General features: G+C 38.6%; 12 protein-coding genes. 3 read left to right on the top strand and 9 right to left on the bottom strand.

Features of this window, described 5'->3' with window-relative positions; genetic code table 11:
* Positions 1 to 86: 86 nt before the first annotated feature.
* The 7 genes from BQ2679_RS05335 to BQ2679_RS05305 form a co-directional block, all read right to left on the bottom strand.
* Positions 87 to 7,817: an SspB-related isopeptide-forming adhesin gene (locus BQ2679_RS05335; protein WP_075567055.1), complete on the bottom strand. Its 7,731-nt coding sequence runs from the start codon at positions 7,815 to 7,817 to the stop codon at positions 87 to 89.
* 384 nt (positions 7,818 to 8,201) lie between these two features.
* The gene (gene carB, locus BQ2679_RS05330) at positions 8,202 to 11,378 is read right to left on the bottom strand and encodes a carbamoyl-phosphate synthase large subunit (protein ID WP_075567053.1); all 3,177 of its coding nucleotides are present in this window, start codon (positions 11,376 to 11,378) and stop codon (positions 8,202 to 8,204) included.
* A 312-nt stretch (positions 11,379 to 11,690) separates the two neighbouring features.
* Positions 11,691 to 12,770, bottom strand: a complete 1,080-nt coding sequence (locus BQ2679_RS05325; protein ID WP_075567048.1) for a carbamoyl phosphate synthase small subunit — start codon at positions 12,768 to 12,770, stop codon at positions 11,691 to 11,693.
* Between the two features lie 46 nt (positions 12,771 to 12,816).
* Positions 12,817 to 13,740: an aspartate carbamoyltransferase catalytic subunit gene (locus tag BQ2679_RS05320; protein WP_075567046.1), complete on the bottom strand. Its 924-nt coding sequence runs from the start codon at positions 13,738 to 13,740 to the stop codon at positions 12,817 to 12,819.
* Positions 13,741 to 13,757: 17 nt separating this feature from the next.
* Complete coding sequence (gene pyrR, locus BQ2679_RS05315) at positions 13,758 to 14,279, bottom strand: bifunctional pyr operon transcriptional regulator/uracil phosphoribosyltransferase PyrR (RefSeq protein ID WP_075567044.1); 522 nt, start codon at positions 14,277 to 14,279, stop codon at positions 13,758 to 13,760.
* A 209-nt stretch (positions 14,280 to 14,488) separates the two neighbouring features.
* Positions 14,489 to 15,118 carry an endonuclease III gene (gene nth / locus BQ2679_RS05310; RefSeq protein WP_075567042.1) on the bottom strand — a complete coding sequence of 210 codons (630 nt, stop codon included), beginning with the start codon at positions 15,116 to 15,118 and terminating at the stop codon, positions 14,489 to 14,491.
* Complete coding sequence (locus BQ2679_RS05305; RefSeq protein ID WP_075567040.1) at positions 15,118 to 15,660, bottom strand: YceD family protein; 543 nt, start codon at positions 15,658 to 15,660, stop codon at positions 15,118 to 15,120. Before BQ2679_RS05305 ends, nth begins: the two co-directional genes overlap by 1 nt.
* Positions 15,661 to 15,829: 169 nt before the next feature.
* Here BQ2679_RS05305 and BQ2679_RS05300 point away from each other — a divergent pair, with 169 nt between their 5' ends.
* Both BQ2679_RS05300 and BQ2679_RS05295 read left to right on the top strand, forming a co-directional pair.
* Positions 15,830 to 16,159, top strand: coding sequence for a helicase BlpT (locus BQ2679_RS05300; protein WP_075567037.1), 330 nt, complete (start codon positions 15,830 to 15,832; stop codon positions 16,157 to 16,159).
* 243 nt (positions 16,160 to 16,402) lie between these two features.
* Positions 16,403 to 17,962 (top strand): ATP-binding cassette domain-containing protein, encoded by a 1,560-nt coding sequence (locus BQ2679_RS05295; protein WP_075567034.1) that lies wholly within the window; start codon positions 16,403 to 16,405, stop codon positions 17,960 to 17,962.
* Between the two features lie 42 nt (positions 17,963 to 18,004).
* Here BQ2679_RS05295 and htpX read toward each other — a convergent pair whose 3' ends face one another.
* Both htpX and BQ2679_RS05285 read right to left on the bottom strand, forming a co-directional pair.
* The gene (gene htpX, locus BQ2679_RS05290) at positions 18,005 to 18,904 is read right to left on the bottom strand and encodes a zinc metalloprotease HtpX (protein WP_075567032.1); all 900 of its coding nucleotides are present in this window, start codon (positions 18,902 to 18,904) and stop codon (positions 18,005 to 18,007) included.
* A 1-nt stretch (position 18,905) separates the two neighbouring features.
* On the bottom strand, positions 18,906 to 19,466 hold the full coding sequence (locus BQ2679_RS05285) for a LemA family protein (protein ID WP_075567030.1): 561 nt from the start codon (positions 19,464 to 19,466) through the stop codon (positions 18,906 to 18,908).
* 94 nt (positions 19,467 to 19,560) lie between these two features.
* Here BQ2679_RS05285 and rsmG point away from each other — a divergent pair, with 94 nt between their 5' ends.
* Positions 19,561 to 20,274 carry a 16S rRNA (guanine(527)-N(7))-methyltransferase RsmG gene (rsmG, locus tag BQ2679_RS05280; RefSeq protein WP_075567028.1) on the top strand — a complete coding sequence of 238 codons (714 nt, stop codon included), beginning with the start codon at positions 19,561 to 19,563 and terminating at the stop codon, positions 20,272 to 20,274.
* The last annotated feature ends 31 nt before the right edge of the window (positions 20,275 to 20,305 follow it).

The following is a 20,305-nucleotide window of genomic DNA, read 5'->3' as shown; positions in this document are numbered from 1 at the left end:
ATAAATCAAAAAAGAGAGAGCAGTTATGCCCTCTCCATTTTCTTGAATAAGAATCAGAAACTTAAATAATCTTAAAAGAAATTCGTTTAAACTTCGTCTTCTTTACGCTTGGTAACCAATCCAAGACCAAATAGTCCAAGAATTGCACCAATAGTCGCAACAACTGTAGTTGATTCTTCACCAGTATTTGGTAATTCACCTTCCTTAGGTGTTTCTGGGGTTGGTGGTGTTACCGGCGGGGTCGGTGGTGTCACCGGTGGGGTTGGTGGCGTTACTGGTGGGGTCGGTGGTGTTACTGGCGGGGTTGGTGGTGTTACCGGTGGGGTCGGTGGTGTTACCGGTGGGGTTGGTGGTGTTACTGGTGGTTTCGGTGGAATTACTTTGTTGTTGAACTCAGTATCTTCCGGTATTTGTGAAGTAAGAGTTAATACTTTACCGTCCTTGGTCACAGTAACTCCAACTGTAGCAACCATCTTGTCATACTCGACTCCAGCTTCTGCGCCTTGTACTTCTTCTACGTGATAGAGGTGTGTACCTTCTTCACCACGTTTGAATTCAAGGGCGGAGAACTTGATTTTACCTTCAGCATCATTGCTTACAGTTTCAATCGTTTTTCCATCCTTATCTTTCAGTACAAAAGTAAATTCACCAGCCTTCAATTCACGGCCTTCTAATTTCTTAGTGAAACTGAACTCAACTTTAACCGGAATATTAACAACACGTTTTTCAGTTGGTTTCTCTGGTTTTTCAACTGTTTTCTTAGTTGGATCGTATTGGTGAACGATTTGAGAAGCTGTATTTTCAATATCTACACCTTCTTTGGCAGCCTCTTTGATACGAGCTGGAATATCAAACTTGTAGTAACGTCCAAATGCTAGCTTAGCAGTGTCAATTACTTGAGTAGCTTCCTCATCACCAAGTGACTTCGTTAAATCAGCTTTAGATGTAGCAGTAATAACACCATTTACGATTGCAATATCAAATTTAGCTGTTACGTCCTCACCTGTTACTGAATCGTATGCTTTAATATCAGCTACATTAACATCCAAGTTTTCACTGTCATATTTATCCGTTACACCTACAGATTGAATATGATGAGCTTCAGTGAATTTCGTTGTATCCAACCATACTTGGTAAACAACCTTATCACCTTTCTTAAGTGTCTTAGTATTGATATTTTGAGCCTCGTTGTTATCAGCTTGATCAACATAAGGATTTGCATTCGTATCAGCAACCTTATCTGCCAATTCTTTATCATCATCGAGAAGTTTGTTACCAGTGATATCGAATTTCTCTTCATTAAGAATGTATTTCTCTGGGTTAAACTCTGGCGTTGATGGAGGTGTCACACGGTTGTTGAACTCTTTATCCTCAGCATCTGTTACTGTCTTAACAAGTGCTTTAGCAGTTCCATCGTGCTTCACTTCAACAGTTACTTCAGCTTTCATAGTATCGTAAGTAACCGTAGAGTCAGATCCTTTGACTTCCTCAATTGTGTACTTGTAAGTTCCTTCTTGACCTTTCTTGTACTCAATAGCTGAGAATTTAACGTTACCAGAAACATCATTCTTAACTGTTTCAACAAGGTTTCCATCTTGATCTGTCAATGTGAAGCTGAATTCATTAGCTTTCAACTCACGTCCTTCAAGCTTCTTAGTGAAGTTGAATTCCACAGAAATCGGAACACTATTGACACGTTTTTCAGTTGGTTTAGATGGTTTTTCAACCTTCTTAGTTGATGGATTGTAGTAATGTACAACTTGTGCAGCAGTATTCTCAATATCTACTCCACCTGGAACATCTGCTTTAACTTTTGCTGGGATATCAAACTTGTAGTAACGTCCAAATTCAAATTTAGTTGTGTCGATAACTTGAGTATCAGCTGAATCACCCAATGACTTGGTGAAGCCATCTTTAAGAGTTGCAGTGATTACTCCGTTTTCAACCTTGATATCAAATTTCTCAGTTACTTCAGCTCCAGATGCTGAATCATAAGCTTTAATCTTAGTACTATCTACATCTAATTTAGCTTCATCAAAGTCATCTGAGATACCAACTGTTTGAATATTATCCTTGTTTGCTAAGTCAAACTTAGTAGTATCTAACCATACTTGGTAAACCAATTTAGCACCAGGTTTCACAGTCTTAGTATTCAAGTTTTCAGCTTCATTATTAGATGTGTCATCTGAATATGGGTTGGCATTGGTTTGGCCGACTTTGTCAGTTAATTCTTTATCATCATCAAGAAGCTTATCGCCAGTAATGTCTAATTTTTCTTCTGTAACGACATATTTTTCTGGTTGGAACTTAGGTTCTTCTGGTGGTGTTACAGTGTTATTGAACTCTTTATCCTCAGCATCTGTTACGTTTGCAACAATCGCTTTAGCTGTGCCATCATGTGATACTACAACTTTTACAGTAGCAACCATTGGATCATAAGTCACAGTTGTGTCTGCTCCAGTAAGCTCTTCAACTGTGTAGTTATATGTCTTACCTAGATCATCTTTACCAAACTCAAGAGTCTTGAAGGTAATCTTACCAGTCGCATCGTTCTTAACCGTTTCGACAATATCGCCGTCTTTCTTAAGAACAAAGCTGAATTCACCTTCTGCTAAATCACGACCTTCCAGTTTCTTAGTAAATTTAAGATCAAGTGGAACTGGAACATTGTTCACACGTTTTTGAGTTGGTTTTTCTGGTTTCTCAACTTTCTTAGTAGTCGGATTATAGTAGTTCACTACTTGAGCTGCAGTATTTTCGATATCCGCACCAGCAGCTACATCATTCTTAACTGTTGTTGGGATATCAAATTTGTAGTAACGTCCAAATTCAAATTTTGTTGTATCAATAATTTGAGTATTTTCTGCATCACCTAATGACTTAGTATTACCAGCTTTGAGTGTTGCTGTAATAACTCCATTATTAACTGCAATATCAAATTTATCTGTTACTTCAGCTCCTGTTACAGAATCGTAGGCTTTGATATCAGCTTCATTCAGAGTTAATTTATCTTCGTCATAGTTATCAGAAATTCCAACTGTTTGAATATTATCTCTGTTATTAGCATCAAATTGAGTTGTATCTAACCATACTTGGTAAACCAATTTAGAACCACGTTTAACAGTCTTAGTATTTAAGTTTTCTGCTTCATTGTTGTTATCTTTATCAACATATGGATCAGTATTTGTTTCTGTATACTTGTTTGTTAATTCTTTATCGTCATCAAGCAGTTTGTCACCAGTAATATCGTATTTCTCTGTAGCGACAACATATTTTTCTGGCTGGAACTTAGGCTCTTCAGGTGGTGTTACAGTGTTGTTGAACTCTTTGTCAGTTGGATTAGTCACAGTTGCAATGAGAGCTTTAGCTGTACCATCATGTGATACTGTCACGGTCACTTCTGCTTTCATAGTATCATATGTAACAGTCGCGTCTGTTCCTACAACTTCCTCAACAGTGTAGTTATATACACCTTCTTCACCCCTCTTGTATTCTAGGGCTGAGAATTTAACATTTCCAGTTGCGTCGTTCTTAACTGTTTCAACTTCATTACCTTTTGAATCTTTCAGAACAAAACTAAATTCGTTGGCTTGCAGTTCACGACCTTCTAGTTTCTTAGTGAAATTAAATTCTACTGAAATTGGTACACTGTTCACACGTTTTTCAGTTGGTCTAGATGGTTTTTCAACTTTCTTGGTAACTGGATTGTAGTAGTTGACTACTTGTGTAGCAGTATTTTCAATATCTACTCCACCATCAACATCATTTTTGACTACTGCTGGGATATCGAACTTATAGTAACGTCCAAATTCAAATTTAGTTGTGTCAATAATTTGAGTGTTTTCAGTGTCACCAAGAGACTTAGTATTGCCAGCTTTAAGCGTCGCTGTCATTACTCCATTTTCAACTGTAATATCAAATTTATTTGTTACATCATCCCCTGATACTGAATCGTAGGCTTTGATCTTAGTACCATCAACATCAACCTTAGTTTCATCGAAATCATCTGTAATTCCAACTGACTGTACCTTTTCCTTGTTATCAGTTGTGAATTTTGTAGTATCCAACCAAACTTGGTAGACTAGTTTATCACCACGTTTAACAGTCTTGGTATTGATATTTTCAGCTTCGTTGTTAGTAGTTTGATCAACATATGGGTTGGTATTCGTATCTTTATACTTATCTTCCAACTCTTTATCGTCATCCAACAATTTGTTGTCTTTAATAGAGTATTTCTCAGTATTCAAGACGTACTTCTCTGGTTGGAACTTAGGTTCAGTTGGTGGTGTAACTGTATTATTGAATTCTTTATCAGCTGGTTCAGTTACATTTGCGATTAAAGCTTTTGCAGTACCATCATGTGAAACAGTAACTTTAACTTCAGCCTTCATCGTATCGTAAGTAATAGTTGCATCTGCTCCTGCTACTTCTTCAACAGTGTATTTATGTTCACCAACTTGGCTCTTTTCAAATTTAAGAGCTTTGAATTTTACTTTACCATCTGCATCGTTCTTGACAGTTTCAACTTCTTTACCTTTTGAATCTTTCAGAACAAAGCTAAATTCGTTGGCTTGCAGTTCACGTCCTTCTAGTTTCTTAGTGAAGTTAAATTCTACTTCGATAGGAACACTGTTCACACGTTTTTGAGTAGGTTTTTCTGGTTTCTCAACTGTTTTACTTACTGGATTATAAACGTGAACGATTTGGTTGGCAGTGTTTTCGATATCAGCTCCTGCAGCAACATTTTCTTTGACTGTAGCTGGGATATCAAACTTGTAGTATCTTCCAAATTCAAATTCAGTTGTATTAATGACATTATCAGCATTGACAAATTTCTTCTTAGATGTCGCACTAATAGTACCATTTTCAACTGTAATATCAAATTTATCAGTTACATCAACACCAGTTTTACCATCGTAAGCTTTAATTAAAGAAGAGTCAACTTTAAGTTTGTCAGCATCATATTTATCTGAAACACCTACATATTGGACATTGTTTTTATCAGTAAATTTAGTTGTATCCAACCAAACTTGATAAACAAGTTTTGAACCACGTTCAACAGTCTTGGTATTAATGTTTTCTGCTTCGTTGTTCGTTGTTATATCAGCGTAAGGGTCAGCATTTGTATCTCTGTACTCATTTGTCAACTCATCATCGTCGTCAACGAGTTTTGTACCAGTGATATCAAATTTTTCTTTGTCAAGAACAAATTTTTCTGGTTGGAACTCAGGAGTCTCTGGAGGAGTAATCTTGTTGTTGAACTCTTTATCTTCAGTTCCATCTGTAGATTCTCCATTCTCTTTTACGCCACCTGCTGAGCTTACATTTGTTACAGTTGTTAAGGCATGTCCATTTTTAGCAACTTCCACAGTAAGCGTTGCTTTCATGGTGTCATAAGTCATTCCTAGCTCTTTAGTAGCTGGGATAACCTCTTCTACTGTATAAGTATGGGTACCAACTTTTGTATTATCGAATGATAATTCTGAGAAAGTAACAGTTCCGTCTTCTTTATTCTTAACAGTTTCAACTTCTTCACCTGCTTCATTCTTCAGAACAAAGCTAAATTCACCTTCCTTAAGTTGGCGGCCTGCGAGTTTCTTCGTGAAATCAAACTTAGTAACTACTGGTGAAACTACATAGTTGTTAAAGGTTTTGTCATTAGCGTCTGCACTAAATCCACCTTCAGAACTATACTTAACGGTAGCCTCAAGATCCCCTACTGCATTTTTTTCAGTTACCGTAACAGTCATTGTAACTGTCATTGCATCGTAATCAACGTTCGTATCAGAACCTTTTAACTCTGTAATCTTGTATTTATAGGTACCAGGGTTACTAAATGATAATTCACTAAATGTAACCTTGCCATTTTTGTTTGTGACTGTTTCTTCATGTTTATCAGGGGTACTCTTTTCCTCTGTTAACTTGAATCTAAACTCTCCATCTGTTAATACACGTCCGTCAAGTTCCTTTTCAAATTCAGGCGTAACTTTAGCCGGTTCGCGTTTCACATAGTAGTAAATTGGTTGTTTATAAGGCGTTAAAGAGTTTAATAAGTCAACATTTGTACCAATACCATAATTTGCTCTTTCCAACTGTGCATTTGGAGAAAGGTGTCCAATATTGTCCCCTAAGAATGGTACAAATACCGTTTTCTTAGGTATATATCCAGCTGCATTTTGGAAGTCAAATGGAATTTCTTTACCATTTGGGTAGTCTGTAACTTGTTGTGTTCTTGGATCGGTTACTTTATGTGGAATAGTCGTGAGAGGTGTCTTTTTAACAGCTAGTTCTTGTTTGTTATAATCACCTGGTTTGATTGGTTTAGTTTCTGCGAGTAGCATGTAACCATCTGTTTCCAAGGTACCATCAGAACGTTTGTCCTGTTGTTTTGGATCTAATAAGTAAACACGAACAACTACTGAACCATCTTCTCCAACAATTTCTTTAATACGTTTAATTCCTGCACGTTCAGCATCCATAAACTTTGTCCCAACTTTATAAGGACGACTTACAAAGCCAGTTGTAGTATCTGGATCTGCTGCTTGATAGAGTTTATAACCGTCAAATTCGCGCTCACCTGAAGCAGTAAAATGTTGGCCTTCCATAGCTTTAGTTGTGTATTTAGCTAAATCTACTTCATTACCATCTTCTTTATAATCTTGGACAGTTTTATCTGTTTTGTTAGCATTGAATGTTGGGTTACTTCTATCAACGACTTTATAGTAAGTTGTTTTTTCAACAAATCTAGGGATTTTACTATTTGTATCTGTAATCCTACGGCCATTATAAGCTGGTTCTACAACGTTAATAATATCTGTTGAAGTACGAGCTTGATAAACTGCATCGAACAGTTTTTGTTCCTCTGTAGTCAGTTGATGCCCACTTGCCACAAGATTTTTGATATTATCTCCTACTTCAAAACCATATTGAAGGAAGGGTTGAGGTGCTTCAGCCTTACTAGCAGCTACACCTTTATTATAATCAACCTGATAAGTAAGTTCTCCATTAGAAGCTGTCTTAGTAGTTGTAAAGCTTTGAATACCACTCGAAGCAGAAATAGTTCTTGTTTCAACTACATTTCCAGTATTCTTATCAATTAATTCTACAGTTGTTTCAGTAGAATCATCAAATCTCTTGTATGAACGAGAGTAGTAGTTTGTATTGTAACGTTTATTAAACTCAGTTAGTTCTACAATACTATAAGTATAAACATCACCTTCTTTTCTTTCATAGCCAGCTGGCACTACTTGGGAATTAACAGTTGCACCATTTGGGTTTGACATTTCTGGTGTAGCTTTTTCACCGTCTTTTAGATAGGTTTCTGTCGCAATCGGTGTAACATTATGGTCATCAGCTGCACGACGACTACGTACTTTTGGTTTATTTTCTTCTGAAACAGCTGGCTTTACTTCTTCCTTTGTTTCAGAAGCTTTGATAGTTTCTGTAGCAGGTTTTTCTGAAGTTGCAGCTTCAGACTTTACTTCAGTAGTTTCTGGCTTTATTTCTTCTTTTACCTCTGGCGCAGCTTGACCTTCTGCTACATTAGTGGTTTCCGTCGGTTGAGGTTTAGTGACTTCTTCCTTAGCTTCAGCTACTACTTCAGTAGTTTCCACATCCTTATTTGATGATCCCCCACTAGAATCACCCGTATTTACCAACTCTGTTTTTTCTTCGGTAACTGGCTGTGTCGGAAGCTCGGACGCCAATGCTGTGGCTCCATTAGCCATCATGAAGCTAAGAGTTGTTCCTAAAAAGACTGATGCAACACCAACCTTATATTTACGCAAAGAGAAGCGTTGTTGTTCTTTTCTTATCATATTGATAAGTTCTCCTTTTTAATATTTTTACTATTAGTCAGAAACAATTTGATGTTTTAATATTTTTGGTTTTTAAATACAAAATTCTTCTAACCTCTTTAGCATCTTCATCTTATCATAAGAATTTAAATAGTTCAAAGAATTATGCGCTTCTGAAAACGTTTACTTTTTTGCTTTTCTATCAATTTTAGTTTTTATATTATTTTTTTATATGTTTTTAAGTATACACTACTTATTTCATTGGATTTATTAATTATCTAGAAATAAAATTATACTATATTTTTAAATTATATTTGTAATTCTTTTTTTTACTTATAAATGTGATATTCATAACTAAATTTATATTATTGTAATAAAAAGGTTCTCGAAAGAGAACCTTTTTCATTAAATTGCCTCTGTGACAAAACTTCTGCTTTCTAGTACTTTTAGCATGGCATCTGCTGTGTCTAGAGCTGTAAAGAGAGAAACTCCATGTTCAATTGCTGAACGTCTGATTTGCTCACCATCTTCATCAGCTGTCCGTTTGGTACCAACTGTATTGATGATTGCTTGAATTTTTCCTTTGCGGACGTAGCTTGGAATATCGTGTTCATCATCACCAATCTTTCCAACTAGTTGAGCCTGCAATCCATGACTTGCAAAGAACTCTGCAGTTCCTTCCGTAGCAAGGATTCCGTAGCCGATATTTTGGAAACGACGAGCCAAATCTAGTGCTTCTTCTTTTGCATCATCTGCGATGGTAAAGACAACATTACCAAAGGTTGGTAAGTGAAGATAAGAAGCTTCAAAGGCCTTGTAGAGAGCTTTTTCAAGAGTGGTATCAGAACCCATGACTTCCCCTGTTGACTTCATTTCAGGGCCAAGAAGGCTGTCTACCTTAGCTAGCTTGGTAAAGGAGAAGACCGGTGCCTTAATATGAACGCGTGTGCTTTCTGGGTAAAGTCCATCTCGGTAACCAAGCTCATCGAGACTTTGACCGAGAATTAACTTAGTCGCTACCTGAGCCATTGGGATATTGGTTACTTTAGAAAGGAATGGAACAGTCCGACTAGCACGAGGGTTAACTTCAATAACGTAGACTTTCTCATCCTTGATAACAAACTGAATATTCATCATCCCAAGACAGTTGAGGCCGATTGCTAGACGTTTGGTGTAGTCTGCAATCGTTTCTTGCACTTTTTGCGACAAGGTTTGAGGAGGATAAACCGCCATGGAGTCACCTGAGTGGACACCAGCGCGTTCGATATGCTCCATGATACCTGGGATGAGGACATTTTGTCCGTCTGAAATGGCATCGACTTCACACTCTTGTCCGACGATATAAGAGTCGACAAGAACTGGGTGGTCTGGACTAGCCTTAACAGCAGTTCGCATGTAAGATCGAAGATCATCTTCATTTTCAACGATTTCCATAGCACGTCCACCCAAAACATATGAAGGGCGAACGAGAACTGGGAAACCAATTTTACGTGCAGCAAGTACTGCTTCTTCTTCATTGATTGCTGTTTGTCCAGGAGGTTGTGGAATATCCAAGTCTTTGAGGGATTGTTCGAAGAGATCACGGTCTTCCGCACGGTCCAAGTCCGCAACTTGAGTACCAAGGATAGTCACACCAGCTTTTGCTAATGGCTCCGCAAGGTTGATAGCCGTTTGACCACCGAACTGAACAATAACACCTTTCGGTTGCTCTAAGTCGATAACATTCATAACATCTTCGAACGTTAATGGTTCAAAGTAGAGTTTATCAGAGACAGAGAAGTCTGTTGAAACTGTCTCTGGGTTTGAGTTCATAATGATGGCTTCGTAGCCAGCAGCCTGAATTGCCTTAACAGAGTGAACTGTTGCGTAGTCAAACTCAACCCCTTGACCGATACGGATTGGACCAGAACCTAGGACAAGTACAGATTCCTTATCAGACTTGATAGACTCATTTTCCCATCCATATGTTGAGTAGAAGTATGGAGTTTCTGATTCAAATTCTGCGGCACAAGTATCTACCATCTTGTAAACTGGGACAATCTTGTTTTCTAAACGAAGTTGGCGAACTTGATCAGCTGTAGTTTCCCAAAGTTCTGCGATTTTACGATCTGAGAAACCATTGAGTTTTGCTGTTTTTAGGACATCGACATCCTGAGGATGTGCGCCCAATTCTTGCTCAATTTCAAAGATATGCAAGAGTTTATCAAGGTAGAAAATATCAATCTTAGTCAAGTCAGCAATCTCTTCTGGTGTATAACCACGACGAATAGCTTCTGATACGTAGAAGAGACGGTCATCTTGAGCCTTGACAACTTTTTCAATCAAGGCATCATCTGAAACATCTGCAAGCTCAGGCATTTCATTATGATGGACACCAATTTCTAAAGAGCGACAAGCTTTAAGGAGAGATTCCTCGATGTTCCGACCGATGGCCATAACTTCTCCAGTTGCCTTCATCTGGGTACCAAGACGACGTTCCCCTTTTTCAAACTTGTCAAATGGGAAACGTGGAATCTTAGCCACCACATAGTCAAGGGCTGGTTCAAACATAGCATAGGTTGAACCTGTAACTGGGTTAATAACTTCATCCAAGGTCAACCCTACCGCAATCTTAGCCGCCAATTTGGCGATTGGGTAACCTGTTGCTTTAGAAGCAAGGGCTGAAGAACGAGATACACGAGGATTTACTTCGATGACATAGTACTTAAAGCTGTGTGGATCAAGCGCAAGCTGAACGTTACATCCGCCTTCAATCTTGAGAGCGCGGATAATGCTTAAGCTAGCATCACGAAGCATTTGGTTTTCATAGTCAGACATGGTTTGCGCAGGGGCAAATACGATAGAGTCCCCTGTGTGAATCCCGACAGGGTCAAAGTTTTCCATGTTACAAACAACAAGGGCATTATCAGCTGAGTCACGCATGACTTCGTACTCGATTTCCTTGAAACCAGCAATGGAACGTTCAATCAAACACTGGGTAACAGGTGACAACTTCAAACCATTTTCAGCAATTTCACGCAATTCTTCCTCATTGGCACACATACCACCACCAGTACCACCTAGAGTAAAGGCTGGGCGGACGATAACTGGATAGCCAATAGTTGCTGCAAAAGCAACTGCTCCCTCAACTGTGTTGACAATTTCTGATTCTGGAATTGGTTGCTTGAGTTCTTCCATCAATTGTTTAAAGAGATCTCGGTCCTCCGCTTGGTCGATGGCAGACAGTTTAGTCCCGAGAAGTTCTACTCCGAGCTCATCTAGGATACCATTTTTAGACAATTCCATGGCCATATTAAGCCCCGTTTGACCTCCAAGAGTTGGAAGCAAAGCATCTGGACGTTCCTTACGGAGAATACGAGTCACAAACTCAAGTGTAATCGGTTCGATGTAGACCTTGTCTGCAATCTCTTTATCCGTCATGATGGTTGCAGGGTTTGAGTTTACCAAGATAACCTCATACCCTTCTTCTTTCAAAGACAAGCAGGCCTGGGTTCCAGCATAGTCAAACTCAGCAGCCTGACCAATAATAATCGGACCAGAACCAATCACCATAATTTTTTGAATATCAGTACGTTTAGGCATTTATAAGATATTAAGGGCGTCAAGCGGACAAAGCTAAAATAGGATTTATGACGAAGAACTGTTAGTTCTAGGAATAACTATCTTTTTAGCACCGTCCGTAGCCCGTATTCAGTTCAGCAAATACGAACTACCCTTCTCCTTTCTATTTGTCGCCTCACAGAGCGACATTAAATAAGATACAAAGGACGATAAGAAAGTGACTGAATTTTAGGAAACCAAGGAAGTTTTTTCTATCCTTGTTGGTTTATCTAAATTCCGAGCTTTCCGTCCGTGTTCAATTCCATAAATTCTCCGACGATTTCTCACTCGTCTTTAGTTTGATTGTTTAAAAGCTTCCATCATTTCGATAAACTCGTCAAATAGGTAGCTTGCGTCGTGTGGACCAGGAGCTGCATCTGGGTGGAATTGGACAGAGAAACCTGGTTGGTGTCTATGTCGAACACCTTCAACAGACTTGTCATTAATTTCTTCGTGGGTAATAATTAAATCGTCTGGCAAGTCCTCACGGCTAACTGCATAACCATGGTTTTGACTAGTGAAGTCCACGCGCCCTGTTGCAATCTCGCGAACAGCATGGTTGAAACCACGGTGACCAAACTTCATCTTATAGGTATTAGCGCCATTAGCCATGGCAAAGAGTTGGTGGCCCATACAAATTCCAAAAATCGGAATTTTACCTTGAATTCCACGTATCATGTCAAGTGCCTGTGGAACATCTTCAGGGTTACCTGGACCATTTGACAACATCACACCATCTGGATTCAAATGTAAAATTTCATCTGCTGTTGTTGTGTAAGGTACAACCGTTACGTTACAATCTCTCTTAGATAGTTCTCTTAAAATAGAATGCTTAAGTCCAAAGTCAACAAGAACAACACTTAAGCCAACACCTGGTGCAGGATAAGCAGTCTTAGTAGAAACCTGCTTAATATTATCAATTGGTAAGACCGTTGCCTGAAGTTGATCTGAAATATGATCAGTACTATCACCGACATGAGTAATAGTTGCTCTCATAGTTCCATGCTTTCGAATAATTTTTGTAAGGGCGCGTGTATCAATACCAGAAATACCAGGAATCTTTTTAGATTTCAAAAATTCGTCAAGGGTCATCTGGTTGCGCCAGTTACTAGCTCTACGAGCTTCTTCAAATACCACTACTCCTTTACAGGTTGGACTTATAGATTCATAATCATCACGGTTGATTCCATAATTTCCTACCAAAGGATAAGTGAAAGTTAAAATCTGTCCATTGTAGGACTGGTCAGTGATAGATTCTTGGTAACCTGTCATCCCTGTATTGAAGACAATTTCACCAGTCACATCGATATCTGCTCCAAAGCCTTTACCTTCAAAGATTGTTCCATCTTCTAATACTAGAAGTCTTTTTGTCATAATTCACCTCTCGTGGACGCTCTCAGGCGTCTTTTAACGTCTTGTGTTAGTTAATATTTCTACTTGCCAATACGGATTCTAAAATAGCCATTCTTACAAATACACCGTTGGTCATCTGCTGAACAATACGTGATTTTGGTGCTTCAACCAAATGGTCAGCAATTTCTACATCACGATTAACAGGAGCAGGGTGCATAATAATAGCTTTTTCTTTCAATCGTTCATAACGGGCTTGATTTAAACCATGCTGAGAATGATAGCTCTCTTTTGAAAAAACTACTCCACTTTCATGGCGCTCGTGCTGAACACGTAACAGCATCATCACATCTACTTGATCAATAATTTCGTCAATGGTTACAAACTTACCATAATCAGCAAATTCTTGGCTTCGCCATTCTTCAGGGCCTGCAAAATATAGTTCTGCACCTAAACGTTTTAAAATTTGCATATTAGATTTAGCTACTCGCGAATGATCTAAATCACCAGCAATGGCAACTTTAAGTCCTTGAAAGTTCCCAAACTCTTCATATATCGTCATTAGGTCGAGTAAACTCTGACTCGGATGTTGACCCGAACCATCCCCACCATTGATAATAGAAGTCTTGATGGTTTGACTCGCGATTAATTCTCTGTAATAGTCTACCTCTGGATGACGAATAACACAGGCGTCTACACCAAGGGCAGACAGTGTCAAAATGGTATCATAGAGTGTCTCACCCTTGTTAACTGAACTGGTCTTCACATCAAAATCCAAGAGATTTAAACCAAGTTTAATCTCTGCCACTTCAAAAGATTTGTGAGTCCGAGTTGAACTCTCAAAAAAGAGATTGGCAACTATAGGTCTATCTGTATAGGACTTACTAGCACCATTTTTAAACTCTATTCCTCTCTTAATGAGTTTCATGACTTGATCGACCGTCAACTCTTCCATCGACACTACATGTTGCAAGGCTTGTTGATTTTCCGACATGGCTACTCCTTCAGCTTTTAAGCTTCCTCGGCAATCAGAACTCTGTCTTGACCATCGAGTTCTGTCATCTCAACAATGATTTCTTCAGAACGACTGGTTGGGATATTTTTCCCTACATAGTCTGGACGGATTGGTAGCTCTCGGTGGCCACGGTCAACCAGCACAGCTAAACTTACACGAGCAGGGCGACCCTTGCTGACAATATTATCAATAGCAGCACGAATGGTACGACCAGTGTAGAGAACATCATCAACCAAAACAACTTCTCGATCTGTCACATCTACAGAAATTAAGGAAGTATCTTCACCGCTTTTAACATCATCTCGGTAGGGCTTAGTATCTAATTCTACAACAGGAACTGATAGATTTTCCAATTGTTCCAAGCGTTCTTGAATACGGCGAGCAATAAACACACCTCTAGTTTTAATCCCTGCTAAAACGATTTTATTTAAATCTTTATTCCGTTCAATAATCTCGTAAGTAATGCGGGTAATAGCACGCTTAACAGTTAATTCGTCAACAACTTCTTTTGTCTTCATGACAAACCTCCAAAAAGAAAAGTCTCCTTAGACAAGGAGACTTGAGAATGTATCATTAAGCAAGCCATACTGGAAACAGCATAGACTTACCTTTCTACTTTATCGAGCTCCTTGCCTGCCTCACGGGACAGGTTTAAAGGAATATTTTATTGTCCTTACTATATCACAAAGCCCAGTTCAAAGCAAGTAAAAACATTCAATGTTTGACCTTATAATGAACTAAAATCATACAATTGTGGATAGTGTTCGCATTCTGGATTTTTCGGATGACAGATAGCACGACCAAAGTAAATCATGGCCTGATGGGCTGGCAACCACTTTTCAGGAGGCAAAATATCCATCACACGCTTCTCTACTTCAAGTGGAGTTGCTGATTTTTTAACAATATCATGGTGTTTGCAAATGCGCTCCACATGGGTATCTACCGCAAAAGCTGGAATTCCAAAGCCCACACTCATGACTACATTAGCTGTTTTACGCCCAACTCCCGCCAAACTTTCTAATTCTTCTCTAGTCTGAGGAACTTGACCATCAAAATCTTCTAATAACTGTTGCGCACATTTTTTAAGAAATTTTGCTTTATTTCGATACAGACCTAAACGAGAAATATGTTTTTCAATTTCACTCTCACTTGCGTCCGCCATGGCTTGAGGCGTAGGGAAGGCTTCAAAAAGAGCTGGAGTCGCTTTGTTTACTGCCGCATCTGTCGTCTGAGCAGACAACATAACTGCAACTAAGAGTTCAAAATGATCGCGAAAATCTAGACTAGGTTTTGCATCTGGAAAAAGAGCTATGATTTCTTCTAGCACCTTGCGTGCTCGTTTTTTGGACAAGACCATTATTCATCTCCGTCAAATAATCCTTGCAAGCCAGCAAAAGGACTATTTTCTTCTTTCTTGACTGTTTGTTGAGCTTGGTACTCTTCCTCAGTCATGATTTGCCAGTCATTTCCAGAAATAAATCCCTGACCTGCTTCTTCTTCTGTCGTTAAGACCTTGATTGGAATATTGAGCAAAATATTATCTGAAACACTCTCAGCCAGGTCGATTTCACCATTTTCGATAGGTAAAACCAAGTCATCATCAAGAACTTCTTGGTCCAGTTGATTAGTAGCTCCTTCCATAAAGACTTCTGTCACTGGATAAGACTCATGCAATTCTACAGGTTCCATACTACGGCTAGAAGCAAGAACTATAGTGTAAGATAGTTGATAATCTAAGAAATACATACGGTCTTCATACTGTGCTTTCCCAACTGCGACAATATCTTTTACGTCTAAAATTTCTGGGTTACGCTCACGTAAGTCAGCTGACAAGTCTAGAGTTTGCTCAAAATACAAACCCTCAGGCTGCTTACGAACTTCTTGAATATTTAATTTCATACTTCCTCCATAAAGTTTTACTCCCTTGATTATACCATGAAAGGAGGTCAAGTAAAGCCTCTAAACTTTTAAAACATCTCTCTGTGGTTTTTTGATATATTTATTATGATAAATTAATTTTTTGTGCTATACTATAGGCATCAATACATGAGCAAAGGAGGACGCTCATATGGAAGACAAAGAACTAATCTTAGAAGCACATCAACTCATTTCCGAGTTAAATAAAGCCTACCAGAGCTGTAAACAAGGTTTACCTGATGATCAGCGCTTGCAACAAATTATTGACCATCTTCTCAATCAACTTAAAAAAGCTGAGAAACTAGATAACTCTATCTTAATTGATCTTGAAAAATTTTACCAACGTACCAGTCTCTTGATTGGACTTGGCACACTTAAGCTGAATGAGCAAACTCGCACTGCTTGGCGAAACTATGACAAATTCCACTACGATCAAGTTAAGCACGTTTTGACACTCTATGGACCTGTTTTTGGTCTTTAAAAATAGAGGATTTTCTGGTTTAATCTTGACAAATTTTCTCAAAAAGAGTATGATGATTGCAACAATATTTGGAGGTAAGGGAGACATGAACAACTAAGTCTATCAAATAAAGAACCTTTATTTAGTAGATCTTGTTTCTGTCTCTTTTTTGTGTGCTCTTTTTTTGCTTGATTTTCAGCCCTTTTAAAAGAGTTTTTTTGACATGGACGTTTTGCTCTACTAGGTAAAGTAGAGCTTTTTGTTATGCAATATGGACATTCTAGAAAGGGCAATAATATGATAAAAATCAATCATCTGACCATCACACAAAACAAAGATTTAAGAGACCTTGTTTCCGATTTAAACATTACCATCCAAGACGGAGAAAAGGTCGCTATTATAGGCGAAGAAGGAAATGGAAAATCAACCTTACTTCGAACTTTAATGGGAGAAAGATTAGCTGATTTCTCTATCAGGGGAGAAATCCAGTCTGACCTTCAGTCCCTGGCCTACATTCCCCAACATCTCCCTGAAGAACTGAAGAAAAAGTCTCTACAGGACTACTTCTTTTTAGAGTCTACAGATTTGGACTACAGCATTCTCTATCGTTTAGCTGAGGAATTGCATTTTGATAGCAGTCGTTTTGCTAGTGATCAAGAGATTGGTAGCCTATCGGGTGGTGAAGCTTTGAAAATTCAGCTCATCCATGAATTTGCCAACCCCTTTGAGATTTTATTTTTAGATGAACCTTCAAATGACCTGGATATAGAGATGGTTGATTGGCTAAAAAAACAGATTCATAAAACCAGGCAAACAGTTATTTTCATTTCTCATGATGAAGACTTTCTCTCTCAAACAGCAGACACCATTATCCATTTACGACTGGTCAAGCATCGAAAGGAAGCTGAAACCCTAGTAGAACATTTAGACTACGATAGCTATAGTGACCAGAGAAAGGCTAGTTTTGTCAGACAAAGCCAGCAAGCTGCTAACGACCAACGAATCTATGAAAAAACCATGGAAAAGCATCGCCGAGTTAAGCAAAATGTAGAAACTGCACTTCGAGCTACCAAAGACAGTACTGCTGGGCGCCTATTGGCTAAAAAGATGAAAAATGTTCTTTCTCAAGAAAAACGCTACGAAAAAGCAGCTCAGTCCATGACCCAAAAGCCACTTGAAGAGGAACAAATCCAACTTTTCTTTTCAGATATAGAGCCATTAGCGGCTTCAAAAGTCTTAGTTCGAATAGAAAATGAGACTTTATCCATTGGCCAACGAATTCTGTCTCAAGGGCTACAATTAACTATCCGAGGTCAAGAAAAAATCGGCATTATCGGTCCCAATGGCGTTGGCAAATCCACTCTTTTAGTAAAGTTACATCGACTACTAAGCGGCAAAAGAGAGATTTCGCTTGGATTTATGCCACAAGATTACCAAGAAACATTGCAATTGAATCTATCGCCAGTAGAATTTCTCAGCCAAACTGGACACAAAGAGGAAATACAGAAAATCCAATCTTACTTAGCCAGTCTTAATTTCAGCTATCCAGAGATGCACCACCAAATCCACTCTTTATCTGGAGGTCAACAAGGTAAACTCCTTCTTTTGAATTTAGTTCTGCGAAAACCAAACTTTCTCCTTCTGGATGAACCCACACGAAATTTTTCTCCAACTTCTCAACCAGAAATCAGAAAACTCTTTGCCAATTATTCTGGTGGTCTTGTCACTGTTTCGCATGATCGACGTTTTTTAAAAGAAGTCTGTACGAGTATCTATAGTCTGACAGAGCATGGTTTGGAAGTAGTTGATTTACAAGATATTTAACTTTTGGAAATAAAACATCCAGAGAAAACCTCTGGATGTTTTTTACATATGTTTCAAACGCTCAATTCGTTCTGAAATAGGCGGATGAGTGTAAAATAGTTTTTTTAAGAAACCTCTTTTTTGAGGATCATTGATATAAAGTGCACTACTAGCATCATCCACATGATGACTCATGAGTTGACTATTGTCTAATTTTTGTAAAGCATTGATCATTCCTTGAGGATTACGAGTTAGTTCTACGCTTGAAGCATCCGCCAAAAATTCTCGTTGGCGAGAAATAGCTAATTGTACTAAAGTTGCTGCAAGAGGTGCTAGAACAATGGCTAGGAGAGAAATAACTAACATAATCACTTCAAGTCCCCCTCTATCTCGATCATTACTTCTACGACTACGACCAGCACCTCCCCACCACATCATACGACCAGCCATACTTGATAATAGCGTAATTGCACTAGCCAGAGCAACAGCAATGGTTGAAATACGAATATCGTAATTACGTATGTGACTAACTTCATGACCGATTACAGCTTCTAACTCCTCACGATTCATAATATCTAACAGTCCTGAAGTTGCTGCTACAGCAGCATTTTGAGGATTCGAACCCGTAGCAAAAGCATTTAAGCCAGCATCATCAATGACATAAACACGTGGCATAGGAATTTGGGCTACCATAGCCATATCCTCAACAACATGATAGAGAACTGGTTCTTCATTCCTGTCAACTTCACGCGCACCATTCATGCTCATGACAATCTCTGTTGATTGGAAAATCATAGATACTGCATAGACAAGACCGATAAGAATAGCTAAAATTATTCCCATAAAACCGGAGTTCATAAATAGATAGCCTACTGCATAACCTAATAAAGCCAATAGAAGGAAGAAAACAGTTAGTAGAACCACTGTTTTACGTTTATTACTTGCAATTTGTTGATACAGCATATTACTCACCTAGACTACTAAAATCAACCTTAGGGACCGATTTTTCTTCTTCAGGTGTTTGAAGAAAGTCAGAAGCTTTAAACCCAAAAATCAGAGCAACCAAATTACTTGGGAAGGTTTCTAATTTAACATTGTAGTTGCTAACGACACTGTTATAAAGCTGACGAGAGTAAGATATTTTATTTTCTGTGTTAGTCAATTCTTCTTGTAATTTAGCAAAGTTGCTACTAGCTTTCAAGTCAGGGTAATTCTCAGCCACCGCAAAGATACCAGATATCTGACGAGTCAGTGCATCACTAGCTTTCATGGCTTCTGCAGGTGTAGTTGCTGTCGCTACTTGTGTTCGAAGTTGAGTCACTTTTTCAAGTGTGGAACTTTCATATTTCGTATAACCTTTAACCGTTTCAATCAAGTTAGGCAAAAGATCATTTCGACGCTTCAACTGAACATCAATCTGACTCCATGCTTCCTTTGTTTGCATACGTCCTCTAACTAGGCTGTTATAACTAATAACCACAAAGAAAACAAGAAGAGTAGAAATTCCAAAAATAATCCAAGACATAGTAGGATTCCTTTCTCATTTAAGATTAGTACCAGTATATCAAATTTCCATATTTTTGTGGTAAAATAAGATGACATAAAAGAAGGACAGAACTATGAAACCAGAAACATTTTACACATTACTTGACCAACAAAATATTATTCTTACTGACCAGCAAAAACTTCAATTTGAGCGCTATTTCGAACTCTTAGTCGAGTGGAACCAAAAAATCAACCTGACAGCCATCACTGATAAAGAAGAAGTTTATCTCAAACATTTTTATGACTCGATTGCTCCTATTCTACAGGGCTTGATTAGTAATCAAGCTATCAAACTTTTGGATATTGGAGCTGGGGCAGGTTTTCCTAGCCTTCCCATGAAAATTCTCTTTCCTCAGCTAGAAGTCACTATCATTGATTCTCTGAACAAACGCATTAACTTCCTCCAGCTTTTGTCTGAGGAGCTTGGCTTAGAAGGAGTCTACTTCTACCATGGACGCGCAGAAGACTTTGCCCAAGACAAGAATTTCCGTGCCCAGTTTGACATAGTGACAGCTCGTGCAGTTGCCCGCATGCAGGTTCTTTCTGAGTTGACTATTCCCTACCTTAAAGTTGGTGGAAAACTTTTGGCCCTTAAGGCAAGTAATGCACCAGAAGAATTGACTGAAGCCAAGAATGCCCTCAATCTTCTCTTCAGCAAGGTCGAAGACAACCTTCGCTATACACTTCCAAATGGAGACCCTCGCTACATCACCATTGTAGAAAAGAAAAAGGAAACTCCAAACAAATATCCACGTAAGGCTGGTTTGCCAAATAAACGCCCACTTTAGGATATTTTCATTAAATAGATACTCACAAGAT

Source organism: Streptococcus timonensis, assembly GCF_900095845.1.
GTDB lineage: Bacteria > Bacillota > Bacilli > Lactobacillales > Streptococcaceae > Streptococcus > Streptococcus timonensis.
Note: the sequence above shows the minus strand (reverse complement) of the source record. Positions and strands in the feature narration are given on the sequence as shown.

Excerpts from the sequence above, each read along its gene's own strand:
- BQ2679_RS05305 (WP_075567040.1), bottom strand. The coding sequence starts at position 15,660 with ATGAAATTAAATATTCAAGAAGTTCGTAAGCAGCCTGAGGGTTTGTAT.
- pyrR (WP_075567044.1), bottom strand. The coding sequence starts at position 14,279 with ATGAAGACAAAAGAAGTTGTTGACGAATTAACTGTTAAGCGTGCTATT.
- BQ2679_RS05295 (WP_075567034.1), top strand. The coding sequence starts at position 16,403 with ATGCAATATGGACATTCTAGAAAGGGCAATAATATGATAAAAATCAAT.
- rsmG (WP_075567028.1), top strand. The coding sequence starts at position 19,561 with ATGAAACCAGAAACATTTTACACATTACTTGACCAACAAAATATTATT.
- BQ2679_RS05300 (WP_075567037.1), top strand. The coding sequence starts at position 15,830 with ATGGAAGACAAAGAACTAATCTTAGAAGCACATCAACTCATTTCCGAG.
- htpX (WP_075567032.1), bottom strand. The coding sequence starts at position 18,904 with ATGCTGTATCAACAAATTGCAAGTAATAAACGTAAAACAGTGGTTCTA.
- BQ2679_RS05285 (WP_075567030.1), bottom strand. The coding sequence starts at position 19,466 with ATGTCTTGGATTATTTTTGGAATTTCTACTCTTCTTGTTTTCTTTGTG.
- BQ2679_RS05335 (WP_075567055.1), bottom strand. The coding sequence starts at position 7,817 with ATGATAAGAAAAGAACAACAACGCTTCTCTTTGCGTAAATATAAGGTT.
- nth (WP_075567042.1), bottom strand. The coding sequence starts at position 15,118 with ATGGTCTTGTCCAAAAAACGAGCACGCAAGGTGCTAGAAGAAATCATA.
- BQ2679_RS05325 (WP_075567048.1), bottom strand. The coding sequence starts at position 12,770 with ATGACAAAAAGACTTCTAGTATTAGAAGATGGAACAATCTTTGAAGGT.
- carB (WP_075567053.1), bottom strand. The coding sequence starts at position 11,378 with ATGCCTAAACGTACTGATATTCAAAAAATTATGGTGATTGGTTCTGGT.
- BQ2679_RS05320 (WP_075567046.1), bottom strand. The coding sequence starts at position 13,740 with ATGTCGGAAAATCAACAAGCCTTGCAACATGTAGTGTCGATGGAAGAG.